Source organism: uncultured Kordia sp., assembly GCF_947496985.1.
GTDB lineage: Bacteria > Bacteroidota > Bacteroidia > Flavobacteriales > Flavobacteriaceae > Kordia.
In genome coordinates this window covers 652705-670687 of record NZ_CANMEZ010000002.1, presented here as the reverse complement: position 1 = coordinate 670687, position 17983 = coordinate 652705, and the positions used below count along the sequence as shown (strand labels likewise).

General features: G+C 32.9%; 16 protein-coding genes. 14 read left to right on the top strand and 2 right to left on the bottom strand.

Features of this window, described 5'->3' with window-relative positions; genetic code table 11:
* The first annotated feature begins 13 nt into the window (after positions 1-13).
* The 13 genes from Q0828_RS07940 (at position 14) to Q0828_RS07880 (ending at position 15782) form a co-directional block, all read left to right on the top strand.
* Positions 14-2026 (top strand): fumarate reductase/succinate dehydrogenase flavoprotein subunit, encoded by a 2013-nt coding sequence (locus Q0828_RS07940; protein WP_298419376.1) that lies wholly within the window; start codon positions 14-16, stop codon positions 2024-2026.
* Between the two features lie 10 nt (positions 2027-2036).
* Positions 2037-2783, top strand: a complete 747-nt coding sequence (locus tag Q0828_RS07935; protein ID WP_298419374.1) for a succinate dehydrogenase/fumarate reductase iron-sulfur subunit — start codon at positions 2037-2039, stop codon at positions 2781-2783.
* Between the two features lie 117 nt (positions 2784-2900).
* Positions 2901-3833, top strand: a complete 933-nt coding sequence (locus Q0828_RS07930) for a M28 family peptidase (protein ID WP_298419372.1) — start codon at positions 2901-2903, stop codon at positions 3831-3833.
* Positions 3834-4015: 182 nt separating this feature from the next.
* Positions 4016-5341 (top strand): T9SS type A sorting domain-containing protein, encoded by a 1326-nt coding sequence (locus tag Q0828_RS07925; RefSeq protein WP_298419370.1) that lies wholly within the window; start codon positions 4016-4018, stop codon positions 5339-5341.
* A gap of 124 nt (positions 5342-5465) precedes the next feature.
* Positions 5466-7433 (top strand): sensor histidine kinase, encoded by a 1968-nt coding sequence (locus Q0828_RS07920; RefSeq protein ID WP_298419368.1) that lies wholly within the window; start codon positions 5466-5468, stop codon positions 7431-7433.
* 7 nt (positions 7434-7440) lie between these two features.
* Complete coding sequence (locus Q0828_RS07915; RefSeq protein ID WP_298419367.1) at positions 7441-8163, top strand: response regulator; 723 nt, start codon at positions 7441-7443, stop codon at positions 8161-8163.
* A 130-nt stretch (positions 8164-8293) separates the two neighbouring features.
* Positions 8294-10009: an alkaline phosphatase family protein gene (locus Q0828_RS07910; RefSeq protein ID WP_298419365.1), complete on the top strand. Its 1716-nt coding sequence runs from the start codon at positions 8294-8296 to the stop codon at positions 10007-10009.
* A 182-nt stretch (positions 10010-10191) separates the two neighbouring features.
* The gene (locus Q0828_RS07905) at positions 10192-10950 is read left to right on the top strand and encodes a T9SS type A sorting domain-containing protein (protein ID WP_298419363.1); all 759 of its coding nucleotides are present in this window, start codon (positions 10192-10194) and stop codon (positions 10948-10950) included.
* Between the two features lie 113 nt (positions 10951-11063).
* Positions 11064-12839, top strand: coding sequence for a DNA mismatch repair protein MutS (locus tag Q0828_RS07900; RefSeq protein WP_298419361.1), 1776 nt, complete (start codon positions 11064-11066; stop codon positions 12837-12839).
* 165 nt (positions 12840-13004) lie between these two features.
* The gene (locus Q0828_RS07895) at positions 13005-13571 is read left to right on the top strand and encodes a hypothetical protein (protein ID WP_298419360.1); all 567 of its coding nucleotides are present in this window, start codon (positions 13005-13007) and stop codon (positions 13569-13571) included.
* A gap of 230 nt (positions 13572-13801) precedes the next feature.
* Positions 13802-14680, top strand: coding sequence for an alpha/beta hydrolase (locus Q0828_RS07890; RefSeq protein WP_298419358.1), 879 nt, complete (start codon positions 13802-13804; stop codon positions 14678-14680).
* A 9-nt stretch (positions 14681-14689) separates the two neighbouring features.
* The gene (locus Q0828_RS07885) at positions 14690-15181 is read left to right on the top strand and encodes an RNA polymerase sigma factor (RefSeq protein ID WP_298419356.1); all 492 of its coding nucleotides are present in this window, start codon (positions 14690-14692) and stop codon (positions 15179-15181) included.
* Positions 15174-15782 (top strand): hypothetical protein, encoded by a 609-nt coding sequence (locus Q0828_RS07880; protein WP_298419354.1) that lies wholly within the window; start codon positions 15174-15176, stop codon positions 15780-15782. Before Q0828_RS07885 ends, Q0828_RS07880 begins: the two co-directional genes overlap by 8 nt.
* A 56-nt stretch (positions 15783-15838) precedes the next feature.
* Here Q0828_RS07880 and Q0828_RS07875 read toward each other — a convergent pair whose 3' ends face one another.
* Both Q0828_RS07875 and Q0828_RS07870 read right to left on the bottom strand, forming a co-directional pair.
* Positions 15839-16111: a hypothetical protein gene (locus Q0828_RS07875; protein WP_298419352.1), complete on the bottom strand. Its 273-nt coding sequence runs from the start codon at positions 16109-16111 to the stop codon at positions 15839-15841.
* Positions 16112-16488: 377 nt separating this feature from the next.
* Entirely contained in the window at positions 16489-16641 is a 153-nt protein-coding gene (locus Q0828_RS07870) for a hypothetical protein (RefSeq protein WP_298419350.1), read from the bottom strand.
* Positions 16642-16811: 170 nt separating this feature from the next.
* Here Q0828_RS07870 and Q0828_RS07865 point away from each other — a divergent pair, with 170 nt between their 5' ends.
* Positions 16812-17954: a methionine aminotransferase gene (locus Q0828_RS07865; RefSeq protein ID WP_298419530.1), complete on the top strand. Its 1143-nt coding sequence runs from the start codon at positions 16812-16814 to the stop codon at positions 17952-17954.
* Positions 17955-17983: the final 29 nt, after the last annotated feature.

Genomic DNA, 17983 nt, shown 5'->3' with positions numbered 1-17983 from the left:
ACTTATCAGTACTATGGCTTTAGATTCAAAAATACCTCAAGGACCACTAGCAGATAAGTGGACTAAGCATAAAAATACAATTGATCTTGTAAACCCTGCCAACAAGCGTCTTATTGATGTAATTGTAGTAGGAACAGGACTCGCAGGAGGATCTGCGGCAGCTACATTAGCTGAATTAGGATACAATGTAAAAGCATTTTGCTTTCAAGATTCTCCACGTCGTGCGCATTCAATTGCAGCACAAGGTGGAATTAACGCAGCAAAAAACTATCAAGGAGATGGAGATTCAACGTACCGTTTATTTTATGATACGGTAAAAGGAGGAGATTACCGTTCGCGTGAAGCAAACGTATATCGCTTGGCTGAAGTTTCTGCAAATATTATTGACCAATGTGTAGCACAAGGAGTTCCTTTTGCTCGTGAATATGGAGGTTTGTTAGATAACCGTTCATTTGGGGGAGTATTAGTCTCAAGAACTTTTTACGCAGCTGGTCAAACAGGGCAACAATTACTATTAGGAGCATATTCTGCGATGAACCGTCAAATTGGTCGTGGAAAAATAAAAATGTACAATCGTCATGAAATGCTTGACGTTGTAAAAGTAGACGGAAAAGCAAGAGGAATTATAACACGTAACTTAATCACTGGAGAAATTGAGCGTCATTCAGCGCATGCAGTAGTATTAGGAACTGGTGGTTACGGAAATGTATTCTTCTTATCAACAAATGCAATGGGAAGTAACGTAACAGCTGCTTGGAAAGCTCACAAACGTGGAGCATACTTTGCAAACCCTTGTTACACACAAATTCACCCAACATGTATTCCTGTTTCTGGAGATCATCAATCGAAATTAACATTGATGTCAGAATCATTACGTAATGATGGACGTATTTGGGTTCCAAAGCACATAAAAGATGTGGAGGCAATCAGAGCTAAAAAACTTAAACCAACTCAAATAGCAGAAGAAGATAGAGATTATTACTTAGAGCGTCGTTATCCTGCATTTGGAAACCTAGTACCACGTGATGTTGCTTCGCGAGCAGCAAAAGAGCGTTGTGATGCTGGTTATGGTGTAAATGCCACTGGTGAAGCAGTATACTTAGACTTTGCTTCTGCAATTGAACGTTACGGAAAAGAACAAGCATACATTAAAGGATTAGATGGAAACGATACAGCTTTAGTTAAAAAACTAGGACAAGAAGTTGTAAAAGCTAAATATGGAAACTTATTCCAAATGTATTTCAAAATTGTAGATGAAGATCCATATGAAACACCAATGATGATTTATCCTGCAGTTCACTATACTATGGGAGGTGTTTGGGTTGATTATAACTTAATGACAACTGTTCCGGGACTTTATTGTATTGGTGAAGCAAACTTCTCTGATCATGGAGCTAACAGACTTGGAGCTTCTGCATTAATGCAAGGATTAGCAGACGGATATTTTGTATTACCTTATACAATTGGTGATTACTTATCAGATGATATTCGTACAGGACCAATTTCAACAGATACAAAAGAATTTGAAGAAGCTGAAAAATCAGTAAAAGAAAAATTAGACTTCTTTATAAATAATGAAGGAAAACATTCAGTTGACTATTTCCACAAACGATTAGGTAAAATCATGTGGAACAAAGTTGGTATGTCTCGTAATGTAAAAGGATTAACAGAAGCTATTGCTGAAATTAAAGCACTTCGTGAGCAATTCTGGAAAGAAGTAAGTGTTCCAGGAACAAACGAAGAATTAAATGAAGAATTAGCAAAAGCAGGTAGAGTAGCAGATTTCCTTGAATTAGGAGAGTTATTTGCGAAAGATGCGTTAGTTCGTGAAGAATCATGTGGTGGACACTTTAGAGAAGACTCTGTAGAACTAGACGGAGAGCAAAAAGGAGAAGCATTACGTAATGATGAAGACTTTGCTTATGTAGCTGCTTGGGAATACAAAGGAGAACCAAGTGATGCAGTATTACATAAAGAAGAATTAGAATTCAAGGATATAGAATTAAAACAAAGAAGTTACAAATAAAAGGAAGACTATGAATTTAACGTTAAAAATATGGCGTCAGAAAAACGCTAACGATAAAGGGAAAATGGTTGATTATAAAATCAGTGATGTTTCTCCTGATATGTCTTTCCTTGAAATGTTAGATGTATTAAACGAACAACTTATCAATAGTGGAGACGAACCTGTAGCATTCGATCACGATTGTCGTGAAGGAATCTGTGGAATGTGTTCATTATATATAAATGGAGAAGCGCACGGACCTGATAGAGGCGTAACAACTTGTCAGTTGCACATGCGTATGTTTAAAGATGGTGATACAATTTACATTGAGCCATTTAGAGCAAAAGCGTTTCCTGTAATAAAAGACTTAGTAGTAGATAGAAGTGCTTTTGACCGTATTCAACATGCTGGTGGATTTATTTCTGTAAACACTTCTGGAAATACAATTGATGCCAATGCAATTCCTGTAAACAAACAAGATGCTGATACTGCTTTTGAAGCAGCAACATGTATCGGTTGTGGAGCATGTGTAGCAAGTTGTAAAAACTCATCTGCAATGTTATTTGTTGGGGCAAAAGTATCCCAATTTGCATTATTGCCACAAGGTCAAGTTGAAGCAACTGACCGTGTAATGAATATGGTAAAACAGATGGACGAAGAAGGATTTGGTAACTGTACAAACACAGGAGCTTGTGAAGTTGAATGCCCGAAAGGAATTTCTCTTGAAAATATAGCACGTATGAATAGTGAGTATTTAAAAGCATCTTTTAAAGGATAAATTTTAATTACATATAATAAATATCAAAATCCCAAGTGTTAACACTTGGGATTTTTTAGTTAGATTACATGATTTAGTGTATTTTGAAACTTCTAATATCACATCATTCAAAATAATATGCAAATATCAAAAATCCTCTTTATCGTTATACTTACTCTTTTTATAAGTTGTAAAAAAAGTAAAAATTCAAAAGACGTAGCACAAACAGAAACGCAAGCACAAACAGAATTATCATATGATTTTGATAAAACAACGTTGTTAAATCATGTAAAAGAACTTTCCTCTGATAGTTATGAAGGTCGTGAAACAGGAACTGCTGGCGCTATAAAAGCTAAAAAGTACATCATAGCTGAGTTTGAAAAATTAGGAGTAAAACCATTAGGAGAATCTTTTGAACAAGTGTTTCCATTGCCTGAAAGCAAGAAAATTGAACAAGGTGAAAATATCTTAGGATATATAAAAGGAAGCTCAACACCTAATGAATACATAGTAATATCTGCACATTACGATCATGAAGGGATTAAAGGTGGTAAAATTTACAATGGAGCAGATGATGATGCTTCTGGAATTAGCGCTTTGTTCGCTTTCGCAGCATATTTTCAAAAACATCCGCCAAAACATTCTGTAATATTAGCAGCGTTTGATGCAGAAGAAAAAGGATTGGTAGGTTCGTTTTACTATGTCAAAAATCCAATAGTGGAAAACATACAGCTAAAGCTAAATATCAATATGGATATGATTAGTAGAAGTGATAAAAAAGAATTGTATGCAGTTGGTCCGCAACATTACCCAAAATACAAATCAATTATTGAAAATACTAAAACAAGAGGAAATTTAGACCTAAAAATTGGTCATAAAGAATGGACACATATGAGCGATCATGCTGGATTTCATCAAGCTAATATTCCGTTTATTTATTTTGGTGTAGAAGATCATGAAGATTATCACAAACCAACCGACGATTTTGAAAACATTCATCCAACATTCTATACAAATGCAGTGCAAACAATCCTCTCTTTTTTTAAAATAGTAGATAATAGTTCATTGTAAGTAAAATCAAGTAAAAATCAAGAGCGAATATCGTAATGGGTATTCGCTTTTTTTGTTTCATAACGCTATAAAGCGATTTAGAACATTATAGAAAACGTTCAGAACATTTGTGAAACTGCCTTGTGCTTTTCAGTATATATTTGCTTTACTAACCTTCAATAAATACTCAAATCTAAGCAATAATGAAACAAAAACTACTTTTTCTAGTATGCATACTAAGTGCATACTTCGCAACAGCACAAGCTGTATTTCCTGATACATTCGAATTTCGAGGAATAAATTCTGGTGCTCCCGATGTAGGCGTAGTACCTGCTCCAGGGCCTAATCCTGCTGGTTTAGATGTAGCCGTTTTACCAACATTAACTGGAAGGCTAAGCGCACCAGTATTGGTAGATTTAGACGGAGATGGCGATTTAGACATGGTTTCTGGCGCACAATCTGCGTTGGGAAAATTATTTTATTATGAAAATACAGGTTCTCCCACAGCGCCAAATTGGGTGCAAACAGCACAGCCAGCATTAGATGCTGTTGCCATTGCTCCAGGAGGAAATAATGAAACAAAAGGTCAATTTGTAGACATTGATGATGATGGTGATTTTGATTTATTTTTGGCGACTAAAAATGATATAAATCAAAATAACTTTAATGATATCCATTATTTTGAAAATACGGGATCAGCTACAGCGCCAAATTTTGTAGAATCTACGATTCCTGGGATTTTAAATCAAAATATAGCAAACTTTCCAGGTCTTGGTTTTGTTGATTTAGATGATGACGATGATTTAGATATGGTCGGTATGGGAAGTGATTCTATATCATACCTTGAAAATACAGGAACTAAACTGGTACCAATGTTTGAACGTAGATTGCAGTTAAACAATCCGTGGGATATGGATCCTGGCATAGGAGTACTAGATCGTAACTGGCCACACGGTGACATATTGGTGACGTTTCCTGATTTTCAAGATGTAGATCGTGATGGTGACTTTGATTTAATTATGGGAACTGACACAGGAATTGTACGTTGGGTAGAGAATGTAGGTACAGCTATGGCACCAGATTTTGGTACCTATGCATATCAAAATATGCCAGGAGATTTAGAAACATTTGATTTCGGACAGTTTGCAACGGTTAGTTTTGGAGATATAAATAATGATGGTGTATTAGATGCTATTTTAGGATCATTCAGTCCTGGGTATTTTGCATGGTTTGAAGGTGTATTGACAACGCCATTGAGTATTGAAGAAGAAGACTTTGCTGTAAAAGTAAATGTAAGTCCAAACCCAGTAAGTGATTTGTTAACGATACAATTTGAAAGCAATCAAATTAATAAAACAAACATAACGATGTATACTATTACAGGGCAAATGGTATATGGAAGTAATAAACTTATTCAAAACAATAGAGCTATAAAAATTGATGTATCTCAACTAACTTCAGGATTGTATTTCTTAAAAATAAAAAGTGATGACAATAAAACTGTCGTTAAAAAAATTACGGTAAACTAAAAAAAAACAGAATATCAGTATAAAAAAAGGAGATCTATTTTATAATAAAGTAGCTCTCCTTTTAATGTTTAAAAACATGTAGTATTTTTGTAAGAACCCAAACTAACCATGAAATAGATTTCCTATGTCTAAACATCAGAAAACTAGAATAATTTTCATTCTCATATGTTGTTTTCTCAATATAAATAGCTGGTCTCAAAATTTAGATCGAAAATCTATAATTACAGTAGAAGATCATATATTAAACAATCAAAAAGATTCTGCTACATACTATATAAATCTACTAGATCAAAAAAAAGTTGATCCGTATATAAATACCTTACGAGTATTAGCCGCTGACGAAACTCCTTCGTACAATCATTACTCTTTATTTTCTACAAGAATATTCAAAAATCATTCGAAGTCTAGAGATATTAACTTTTTTAAATATATCGAAAGTATTCCAGCACCAAGTGACAACGAACAAATTGATTTAGACTATGTATATACGAAATGGCTTTATATAACAAGGTTACGTGATATAGCTCAACTTGAAAAAGCTAATATTGAAAACCAAAAATTAGCAGATTATATAAACGTATACAATACAAATGATTCGAACTACACAAGAGCTAAATTATTATTAGATATTCATGCTGTTGTTTTAAGTATAATTCAAAGAGATGAAAAGGGTAAAAACATTTGTATTCAGAACTTAGAATTAGCTAGAAAAATTGGAGATAAAGAAATACAAGCGTTATATCTAAGCTATTTATGCGATATTCATTCTTCTATTGATAGGGATATAAACGCGTTTATAACGGCAGGAGAAGAAAGTATTGCTATAGAAAAAAGCTTGCCTGTTAAAACGGTTCTTTTCGAATCTACAATTGAAAAACTAATAGATGGCTATTTATTCATAGGAAACAAAAATGAAGAAGCATTAAAATTGCTAGAAGAGCTCTATAACTCTACTGATTCTAGAGCTTTTAGTTATTCGTTGTATGCTAACTTTCTTAGAAATATAGAGGCTTCAGATCCGATGAATCAAAAAATACTTGCTCAATTTGGAGTAGATAATGTTATTGATTTTTGTAAAAAAATAGAAGCAGAAAGTGTTGATGTTCTCGATTCTAATAGATTGTATTTTGTATTGAGTCAAAGCTCAAGATTATTGCAAAAAAGAGGGTTTTTAAATGAAGCAATAACATATAAATCAAAATGTATTGAACTCAATCAAAAAATATACTCTGAAGACTTAGCAAGCTCTTTATACGATTATGAATCGAAGCAAGAAATACAACGAAAAGAATTAGAGATTGAACATCAAAAAAATAAAGCGAATTTATATATAATTATAGCATTTGTGCTCGTATTTGCATTTATAATTTTAATATTTATTGTATATAAAGTGCTGAAGCAAGCAAAGGAACTGAAACAAAAAAACATAAAAATTGAAGAGCAAAGAGATGCAATTTTAAAAGAAGGAAAAGAAAAAGCATTATTGCTCAAAGAAGTACATCACAGAGTTAAAAACAACTTCCAAATAGTTTCAAGTTTATTAGAATTGCAAACCAAAGGTATTGAAGATAAAAAAGCCCTGAGTTTAGCTAATGAAGGAAAAAATAGAGTGAAATCGATGGCGTTAATTCATCAAAAACTATATCAAAATGATTCAGGGTTAATTGACTTTAATGAGTACATTCATACACTCGTAAAAGAACTGTCAAATATGTATGCTTCTGATAAAGAAGTAATCACCAATGTTAATGCAGAAAATGTGCAATTTGATATTGACACAGCAATTCCTTTAGGTTTAATAGTAAATGAACTTATCACAAATGCCTACAAATATGCGTTTGATGTCACAAAAGAGAATCAACTAAACATCTCTATCAATAAACTCAACGAAGAAGAATACAAATTAGTAGTCGCTGACAATGGAAAAGGAATTGACGATGCTATGGACTTAGCCAAAGTGAAAAGTTTAGGATTACGTTTAGTAAAGCGATTAACAAAACAATTGCAAGGGAAATTTACCATAAACAATGTGGAAGGCGCAATGTTTGAAATTACATTTAAAGATACAAATACAAGAGCATTATTAGACTAGCCAAACGATGAATACAGTAAAAATATTAGTAGTTGAAGACGAAATCATCATTGCCGATCATTTATGTGATACACTAAACGATTTAGGATACGAAGCTTTAGAGCCAGCTATCAACTATACAGAAGCAATTACAATGATAGAAGCTGAAAAACCCGATTTAGCAATCTTGGATATTCAACTATCAGGACGTAAAACAGGAATTGACATTGCTGAGAAAATTAGAAAAGACTATGACTTTCCATTCATATTTCTAACTTCAAACTCAGATCCGTTAACGGTTTCAGAAGCAAAAAAGGTGATGCCGCCAGCATATTTGGTAAAACCATTTACAAAAGATGAATTATATACATCCATAGAAATAGCACTCTATAACTATTCAAAACGTGTGGGAGAAGTCGATGAAGAAGAATTAATCATAAAGGATGCTTTCTTTATTAAGGACAAAAATATATTCATAAAACTGAGATTCGAAGAAATTCTATTCATCAAAAGCGAACATGTATACGCGGAAATTCAACTAAAAAATAATCAAAAACATGTTATTCGTGGCAATCTAAACAAAATTATTACGAAACTAAATCAAAAATTTGCACGCGTACATCGTAGTTATATTGTTAACCTAGACTACTTAGAGCAAATAGATCACAATACTATTGTTATTGAAAAACAACCGATTCCAATTGGAAAAAAATACAAAGAAGATTTACTAGGAAAAATCAATCTACTGTAAAAATGTAAGAACAAACTTTCGTGTATTTAGAACAAATCTCACTTAGCTCATAACATTTTTGCTTATTCGTAAAAAGTAATCTATAACTTACTTTAAAAGTAACTGATTACTAATTTAATTTTTATTAATTATGGAAGCAAAAACCCCAAATCCACTAGATAGTTTTGATCATGTGGTTGTACTCATGCTAGAGAATCGTTCGTTTGATAATTTATTAGGATATCTCTATAAAGATGGAGTTCCGGAAGGAAAAAAGTTCGAAGGACTACAAAATGGAAACTATGAAAATCCTGTGCCTGAACGTGCTGTAGACTATACAGAAGGTGCAAAAATTTCACCAACACCAACGGATGATTACCATCAACCATATCCAGATCCAGGAGAAGTATATCAACATGTAAATACACAACTATACAATACAGTTGATGCTGAAAACATAGATGTTGATGCGTCTAAAATGATAGCTCCTTTCAATTTGCCAAATGATGGTGTAGATAATCCTCCTATGAATGGATTTGTAAATGACTACATCAATACTTTACAAGCGCTAGACGGCAAAGAAGGGAAAAACTATAATAAACCAACTAAGGAGCAGTATAATAAAATTATGAAATGCTTTACGCCAGAAAGTGTCAATGTACTATCTACATTAGCAAAAGAATTTGCAGTATTTGACCATTGGTTTTGTTCCGTTCCTAGTCAAACTTGGTGCAATAGAGCATTTTGGCATGCGGCAGCTTCAGGTGAATTTGTGATCAATCCAATTGGAGAGGAAATTCCGTTAGAAGTAAGCATATTACACCCTATACAATCAATTAAAAATTTAGTAGGAAACGGTGAAGCATTTAGACAATGGACTAAATCAGTATGGTCTCAAAAAAGCCTTTTTGATTTAATGAAAGAAAAGGGAATTACATACAACATCTATGCTGAACAAGTATCTCTAACACAATTCATAACAGGAAGTAGGAGTTTAGTGTATACAGTTGAGAAGCCTAATCCTAATTTTGACCCAAGAAATGCACAAGATATGTCTATCATTACAGAATCTAAGGTGCATATTAAAACTCCTTCACCAGGTTCCAATTCACCATTAGATCCGTTTTTTGATGATATCAATAATAAAACATTACCACAATACTCGTTTATAGAACCTAAGTTTTTGAACGAACACAATGATCAACATCCTTCTTCAGTAGATAGTTCTTTATTTGGAGAAACACGTGCAGGAACGGTATTATTAGGCGAAAAATTAATTTGGGATGTATACGAAGCGATTAAGAATAGTGATACCTACAGAGATAATACATTATTAATCATTACATATGACGAACATGGAGGTTGCTTTGATCATGTACCACCACCAAAAGCAGTACCTCCAAAAGCAAATATGGTTGGAGAAAAAGGTTTCAAGTTTGATCGTTTGGGAGTGCGTGTGCCAATGGTAATGGTTTCATCTCATATTGAAAAGAATACAATTATCAATGATATATTTGATCATACCTCATTTATAAAAACGATGTGTGAAAAATGGGAAATGGATAATTTAACAGATAGAGATAAAAATGCAAACTCTTTTTCACATGTTTTTTCAGCTCAAAAAAGAAGTAGCTTTCCAGATATTCCAGAACCAAAAATTCTAGAATCGAATGCTGATTATACAAAAGATCCATTGAATGATTTACAAAAATCTATTCTGACTGGAGCACACCATACGGCAAGTATGAATTCAAATACGGAAAATTTAACAGAAAATGCGAAAGATATTGAAAATGTAGCTACTGTAGGAGGCGCTATGGAATACATAAAGAGTATCATTCAACATATTCCAGGTGGAGAATTTTAAGTAGATTCAAAATCAAGAAAACAAAATGCAAGCCCAAAAAGCTTGCATTTTTTATTGCTACCATTTTGCAAGAAACAAAAAATAGAAGCTACAGAACATAAATAAAGCTATTCAGAACATATAGAAAAAAGTAAGGATGAAGTTGAATATCTTTAGATTCTTAACCTAAAATTTTACATGTTATGACTAAAAAACTACTCGTTTTTTGTGCGTTTATAAGCGCAACATTATTTCTAAATGCCCAATGTGGACCTTCTTACGGTGACAATGCAAATTTTGATTCTGCAGGAAACTCAACAGGAATCTCTTTTACTACAGATGGAACTTGTGGTGGAATATTAACTAGCATCACATTCAATTCAGGTTTCTCTGTCATACCAGCAAGTCCTGACAATATGATTGGTCAAGCTATCGTACGTTTGTATGAAGGCGACGGATTGGGAGGAACTGTATTGGGTACATTAAATATTACTGACATAGGTGCTAGTAGTACTTTTGACTTTTCTGCATTGATGATTTCAATAAATACTTCTTCACAATATACAATAATAGTATCCGATTTTACACTGCCAACCCTAACAGGACGTGGGTTCAATACACCTTGGGTTCCAAATTATGTGGGCGGTTCTTTGTATGTGAATGGTGTAGAGCGACCAGGAGAACATTTGGCGTTCTCAGTAAATATTGATAACTCTACATTAAGTATTGAAAATATAGAAAACAGTAAAGTGGAAGTGCGTGTATATCCAAATCCGACAACAAACATTATTCAGCTTACAAATTTAAAACAAGCAGAAAACTATACCATACTTGATATCTCTGGAAAGAAAGTTATGGAAGGAATCATAAAACAAAATGAAAAACTAAACGTGCAAAAACTAACCAAAGGAATTTATTTCATTCAACTAGAAAAAAGAGTGTTGAAGTTTATTAAAAAGTAGATTTGACATAGGTAATTGTTAAACTTTTCTTAGGATGAAATACTAGCGAACGCAAACCTATTTGGTTTGCGTTTTTTTTTGTTTCTTGGCAACATATTTCTCAGAATACCATCATGCAAGACCCGATTACTTTTTATACAGAACAAAAAGCTAAATTTGAAGCAGCATTAAAAATTCAAAAGCGTAAACTCAATCAATCAAGTATCTTACGTTTGCTCGTTTTTTTAAGTATAGCTTTCGCGATATACCTCTTATTTGGTCAATGGCATTATATCGTATTAGCTGCCGTAGTAGGAATGGCAATCTTCCTGTTTTTAGTATTCAGACATTCAGATTTAGTCTATCAAAGTAACAAGTTAAAAGCGTTAATTCAATACAATCAGCTTGAAATTGATGTCATCAACGGCGACCTTTCCAAATTGCCAACAGGCGAAGAATTCCTAGACGCTGCACACGAATTTAGTTATGATATAGATCTCTTTGGAAATGCTTCTTTTTTTCAATATCTAAACAGAGCAACTACGCGAGAAGGTAAAAATGAATTGGCTCAACTCTTAGCTAGTAATGACATCTCAGACATAACTGCACGACAAGAAGCCATACAAGAATTAGCAGAAAAAGCAGATTGGCGACAGCATTTTTCAGCCATTGCATTGCTTATTAAAGTAGAAACTACGTCTAAAAGTATTACCAAATGGTTGCATGAATACAAAGCATTCGTTCCAAAAGCAATTCGTTTTTTGCCAATGGTATTCTCAATACTATCAGCGATCATCATCACTTTGTCGTTTTTGGAAATCATCCCGTTTCTATACTTGCTCATGTGGATAGGTTTAGGATTGCTCATCACAGCAAAATTCTTAAAAAGTATCAATCAACTATCTATCAATGCAAACAAATCAAAAGACACATTTCAGCAATACGGACACTTATTACAACGTATAGAAGAAACTACATTTGCCACAAAATTATTACAGGAAAAACAACAAAACATTCACAGCGATGTACAAAAAGCATCAACCTTAGTGCGTGAATTTTCAAAACGTATAGACGCATTAGACAATCGAAACAATATGTTAGTTGCGATCTTTTTAAATGGATTATTACTGTGGGATATCTCAAAATCGTATCATATTGAAACGTGGATTGAAACACACAAAGGGAAAGTAGCACAATGGTTTGAAGTTGTCACCTTTTTTGATTCGTACAACAGTTTAGGTAACTTTGCATTCAACCATCCAAAATTTAACTATCCTACAGTCGAAAAGAATGCTTCACAAGTTATCAATGCCACACAATTAGGACATCCGTTATTACGAACTAAGAACAGAATTGATAATGACTTCAACATTGGAAATTCAGAGTTTTATATAGTAACTGGTGCAAATATGGCTGGAAAAAGTACCTTTTTGCGTACCGTTTCTTTAAGTATTGTAATGTCTAATGTTGGATTGCCTATATGTGCCAACAACGCCACATATTCGCCTATAAAGCTCATTACAAGCATGCGTACGACCGATTCGTTAGCAGAAGGTGCTTCGTATTTCTTTTCAGAATTACAACGCTTAAAAATGATTGTAGACAAAATAGAAGAAGATACGTATTTCATTATTTTAGATGAAATCTTAAAAGGAACCAACAGTCATGACAAAGCAATGGGTTCTAAAAAAATTGTTCAAAAATTAGCCTCACAAAACGCTGCAGGAATCATTGCAACACACGATCTAAGCTTGTGCGAATTAGAAAAAGAAGTTGATCAAGTCAAAAATTACTTCTTTGATGCAGAGATTATTAATGATGAATTATTCTTTGGATATCTCCTCAAAAAAGGAATTTGTTCTAACATGAATGCTTCGTTCTTACTAAAGAAAATGGAGATAGTAGAGTAGCTTTTTGTTGAACTTGTAGTTAGGTTTTAGAATCTAAACATTTCGGATAAATCGTTGATTTCTGTTATTAGCGATATAGATTTCTCTTATATTAAAATCATATCAAACAATCTAGTTCATTATTTTTCAATATCTTAATGTCTTACTTTCGAGTTTGTTAACTACATGGCATTAAAATATCTTCATATCAACGAAAAGCATCACAAGAAGCAATTACTGATTTCGCATCAGCAAGTGGTCACATTCAAAAACTTTCTAGCAGAATTATTGCGTGATGAAGTGTTGATAATTAATACCAACTTAGGTCTAGAAATTTACTACGAATCTTCATACGATTGTACCCAATTGATCAAAGACACCTTTGCAATTGTTGCTTGTAAAAAATGTAAAACGGAAGATCGATATCGTTTCTTTTCATTTCAAAATGAACGCGAAATACAACGATTTATGAATGCTTCCATGCAAAAACTAGCGGGAATGCCATTATTTAAAAGTTATACCAAAAGTATGCTAAGTCAGCTCAATCAACAATTTGAATCGAACAAAAAACTCATTGGTAGATTGTTGCAAATTTGGCATGAAGTAAGTCGTGATACGCATTTCAAAAAAACAACTTCCACCAAAATTCAATCGTTCAAAAAAGACTTTCAAGTAATTTATATTAACAATGTAGAAAACGATATTCTCAAAGAACTCTTCCTAGAAATGTTAGAGCCTAAGCATTTGAATTAATATGAGTTTATTGTAAAATCTTAACATTAGATGTAGACCTATTTAAAAAAATAATTATTTGTCGTTTGGAGTGTAGTTGAGAACTTAAATAAACGACAATTCAAGGAATTTTCTATAGAAAACATTTAAGTTTATAATCCTTCATTCATTGCCTATTTTAATTTTTTTCAAAAAAAAGTGTAATAAATAAAACATGTCTGTACTAAAAGGGAAATATAAAATCAAAAACGATGAAAACGATTCTATCTACTCTTTTATTTTTCTTTGCTTTCGCGAATATACAAGCACAAGAAAACACAAAACCAACAGCATTTGAAGTATCCATACATGGAAAAGGAAATACTATGTTTTTAATTCCAGGCGCGTCTTGTTCAGGAAATGTTTGGAATGATATGGTAACCAAGTACAAAGAAAACTATCAAATACATGTTATCACTTTAGCAGGATATGGAGGAGCAAAACCAATTGCATCAGAAACAATTCTACAAGAAGTAAAAACACAATTAATTGAATACATCAAAAAACAGAAAACGGACAAAAGCATTCTCATTGGACATAGTATTGGCGGATTTACAAGCTTATTAATGGCAATAGAAGAAGAAAACTTAGTCTCAAAAATAATTATTGTAGACAGTTTACCTTTTTTGGCAGGCGCTTCAAATCCAGCAATGACAGAGGAGTTGGTAAAATCTTCTTACGGAATGCTCAAACAAATGTATATGCCAATGGATAGTATTACATTACGAAATACGCTAAAACAAACACTAAACGGAATGATGCGTAACAAAGAAAAAGTAACATTTGTACTAAATGATGCAGCAAAATCAGATCGTAGAACACTAGGGTATACTATGTTTGAAATGATGAGCACAGACATCCGCGACGACATAAAAAGTATCAAAACGCCAACATTGGTTTTAACAAATTGGAATGGAACTGTTTCACAATTTCCTAACTTTACCGAAGCTGATAAACTAAAAATGTATCAACAGCAATATGAAAATTGCAGTTCGTGTACGGTAAAAATTGTAGACAAAGCAGAGCACTTTATCATGCTCGATAATCCAACAACATTTTACCAAGAAGTTTCAAACTTTATTAAAAAGTAAATCAAATCAATGCGAGAAGATTATTTCCAAGAAATCGTCACAGAGCACAAAGACAAAATCTATAGAATTTGTTTAGCCTATCTCTACGAAAAAGAGTTGGTAGATGATTTGTACCAAGAAGTATTGATCAACGTTTGGAATGGACTCAAAAACTTTAAAGGAAACTCAAAGTTAACTACGTGGTTATATCGAGTTACGCTCAATACGACAATTACGTTTAACAGACATGCTAAAAAGCATGTGCAATTGTTCAACAGTGAGTTGCCAGATACTTTTGAAGAAGTGATAGACACGGAACGACAAGCCAAAGAAAATCGTGTCAACAAACTCATGAAATGTGTGCAAAAACTCAAAAAAGACGAACGTCTAATCATCAGTTTGGTCTTAGAAGAACTGAGTTACAAAGAAATTGCAGACATCATCGGAATCGAATCCAATAACGTAGGAGTTCGAATAAACAGAATTAAAAAACGACTTTTAAAAATATACAATAATGAATGATTTTGACGATATCGTAAACGATTGGAAATCGGTTTCTTCGGAAGAAATTAAAATGACAGATGTAAGCAATTCGTTGTTTGAGAAACTCAGAAAACTACAGCGAAAAATTATTTTTGGAAACCTACTTATGAGCGTTTCATTTACAGCAGTATTTACCGTATTTATTTGGTTGTGGAACGCAAACTTGTTCAAAGAACGTTCCGACAATTTTTACTTAGGACTTAGTTTTATGTTTGCCTTATTAACGGTAACATTAGTGATGATGTGGTATCGTGTATTATTTTGGCGTACGCCGAATGATATTTCGGAAAACATGAAAGCATTTGCGGTAAAAATGTTGAAAAAACTACGCTATTTCAGATGGATTACCAATGTTTTTATGCCAGTTTATTTAGTAATGCTAGCTGTAGGGATGACTATTTATTTTCAAGATGTTTTGCAGGAAACAAGCTTTCAAACAAAGTTAATTGCGTATAGTTTAACCTATGTTTGGATACTACTTGTAGGTTTTATTATGATGCGAAAAAAGCAAAAAAAGAACAACAAAGAAGTTGATCCAATTATTGAAAACTTAGAAGAAATTTTAGAAACGTTTAAATAATTTCTATTAAAAAAACTACAAGCAAACCCTCATTTGCTTGTAGTTATATAAAGTTATTAATTACGTGCTGGAGATGCAGGTGCTTGCTGAACTGGAGTTGCTCCTGTTGTGTTGTTGTTAATTCCTCCACAAATACATGACAATTCAAAAGTGTCAGTTGGACAATTAGTTGCTACAGGAAGCGTAACTAAATCTGAGTGTACATCACTGTATTGTCCATGATTTTCATAGTTAGAAGGCAAATGTCTACCTCCACTAACATTATAACTATTGAAAGCTGTAACTGTTCTCTTGTTTAATGCGATCTTACTTAAATTCTTTTTTTTCATAATGTTTGAGTTTTAGTTTAACATGATTCAAAGAAATAGCAAAAAAATACACAAACCAAGACAAGTATATGACGTTTTATAAAGCATCAATATGAAAAAAGAGAGATTATTTTTTAATGAATAAAAAATGCTTTTTTTGTGATATATTGAAAAATATAAATACAGGTAAGATGTTTGTAGTCAGTTGTTTAATTTTATTTTCGTTGTATGGTCATTATTTGTTTTTGTTTAAATAGATAAATGATGTTTTATAAAATATCATACTAATTTTTAATAATGAACTATGCTTTTTAATACATGAAGAAAAAGTAGGTATATGAACTCAAAAAAGCTTCAATTTTTTAAGTTGAAGCTTCTATTTTAGCATGCTAATAATTTTACTGACACATACCATTGCATGATAAAATGCAACTTGCATCTCTAGATCTCTGACAATACAAGGATGGACAACCACCTTTTACAGTATTACTCTCCAATGTAGAAATAGAACTTTTGTTAAGCTTTAATGTTTTTAATTGTTGCTTTTTCATGATATTAAGTTTTTGGTTATGAGTATAATAGTAGGTAAATAATTCTAAAACCAGTTACGGGATTGCCGTAATAAGTTGATTTTTAGTATTTTGAAAAATACTGTCATATTATGTTTTTGAAAATCAAGCAAAATCACGACTTTTAACAAAGAACAAAGACCAATCAAATGATACAACATACTTCAAAGCTTCCAACTGTAGGGACTACAATATTTACAGTAATGAGTCAATTGGCTGCTAAGGAAAAAGCAATTAATTTGTCGCAAGGATTTCCTAACTTTCCTTCTGACCCAAAACTGATTAAAATGGTTCAACAAGCGTTGCGAGAAAACTACAATCAGTATGCACCAATGCCTGGCGCAACAGTGTTACGAGAAGCAATTGCCGAAAAAATGGAGTATTTGTACCAACGTAATTACAATCCTCATACGGAAATAGTAGTTACTGCAGGAGCAACACAAGCTATTTATACCATTATAAGTGCATTTGTGCGTCCAAATGATGAAGTCATCATATTTACACCTGCATACGATTGTTATGCGCCAGCAATAGAGGTAAATGGAGGGAAAGTTGTACCTATTCAACTTCAAGGAAAAGAATTTTCGGTGAATTGGGACGAAGTACGAAACAATATCAATGATAAAACGAAGTTGATGATTATCAATACGCCACACAATCCAAGTGGTACAGTATTGTCAAAAACGGATATGCACACATTGTCTTCAATTCTTGAAAACACAAACATCATTTTACTTAGTGATGAAGTGTACGAACATATTATTTTTGACGGAGCAAAACATGAAAGCGCAGCAATATATCCCAAACTTGCAGCACGTGCATTTATCACAGCTTCTTTTGGGAAAACGTTTCATAATACAGGTTGGAAAATGGGCTATTGTGTTGCGCCAAAAGAACTCATGGACGAATTTAAAAAAGTGCATCAATTCAATGTGTTTTCTGTAAATCATCCAATGCAAATCGGTATTGGGAATTATCTTAAAAACCCAGCACATTATGAAGAACTTCCGGTATTTTTTCAGCAAAAGCGAGACTATTTTTTAAACGCTATTAAAGATTCTCGTTTTACATGGAAACCCGCACAAGGAACTTATTTTCAGGTATTATCTTATGATGCCATCACAGACGAATTGGATACAGAATTTGCAAAACGATTGACACGTGAACATAAAATTGCGTCCATTCCTCTTTCAGTATTCAATACCAATAAAGAAGATCATAAATTACTGCGTTTCTGCTTTGCAAAAACAGAAGAAACACTAAAACAAGCCGCAGAAATTTTGAATAGGATATAAAAAAAAGCTCTTGAGAATTTCAAGAGCTT

Bases quoted from the DNA above. Each gene is read 5' to 3' on its own strand.
- Q0828_RS07895 (WP_298419360.1), top strand. From the start codon at position 13,005: ATGGCATTAAAATATCTTCATATCAACGAAAAGCATCACAAGAAGCAA.
- Q0828_RS07940 (WP_298419376.1), top strand. From the start codon at position 14: ATGGCTTTAGATTCAAAAATACCTCAAGGACCACTAGCAGATAAGTGG.
- Q0828_RS07905 (WP_298419363.1), top strand. From the start codon at position 10,192: ATGACTAAAAAACTACTCGTTTTTTGTGCGTTTATAAGCGCAACATTA.
- Q0828_RS07935 (WP_298419374.1), top strand. From the start codon at position 2,037: ATGAATTTAACGTTAAAAATATGGCGTCAGAAAAACGCTAACGATAAA.
- Q0828_RS07915 (WP_298419367.1), top strand. From the start codon at position 7,441: ATGAATACAGTAAAAATATTAGTAGTTGAAGACGAAATCATCATTGCC.
- Q0828_RS07925 (WP_298419370.1), top strand. From the start codon at position 4,016: ATGAAACAAAAACTACTTTTTCTAGTATGCATACTAAGTGCATACTTC.
- Q0828_RS07880 (WP_298419354.1), top strand. From the start codon at position 15,174: ATGAATGATTTTGACGATATCGTAAACGATTGGAAATCGGTTTCTTCG.
- Q0828_RS07870 (WP_298419350.1), bottom strand. From the start codon at position 16,641: ATGAAAAAGCAACAATTAAAAACATTAAAGCTTAACAAAAGTTCTATT.
- Q0828_RS07910 (WP_298419365.1), top strand. From the start codon at position 8,294: ATGGAAGCAAAAACCCCAAATCCACTAGATAGTTTTGATCATGTGGTT.
- Q0828_RS07875 (WP_298419352.1), bottom strand. From the start codon at position 16,111: ATGAAAAAAAAGAATTTAAGTAAGATCGCATTAAACAAGAGAACAGTT.
- Q0828_RS07900 (WP_298419361.1), top strand. From the start codon at position 11,064: ATGCAAGACCCGATTACTTTTTATACAGAACAAAAAGCTAAATTTGAA.
- Q0828_RS07890 (WP_298419358.1), top strand. From the start codon at position 13,802: ATGAAAACGATTCTATCTACTCTTTTATTTTTCTTTGCTTTCGCGAAT.
- Q0828_RS07885 (WP_298419356.1), top strand. From the start codon at position 14,690: ATGCGAGAAGATTATTTCCAAGAAATCGTCACAGAGCACAAAGACAAA.
- Q0828_RS07930 (WP_298419372.1), top strand. From the start codon at position 2,901: ATGCAAATATCAAAAATCCTCTTTATCGTTATACTTACTCTTTTTATA.
- Q0828_RS07920 (WP_298419368.1), top strand. From the start codon at position 5,466: ATGTCTAAACATCAGAAAACTAGAATAATTTTCATTCTCATATGTTGT.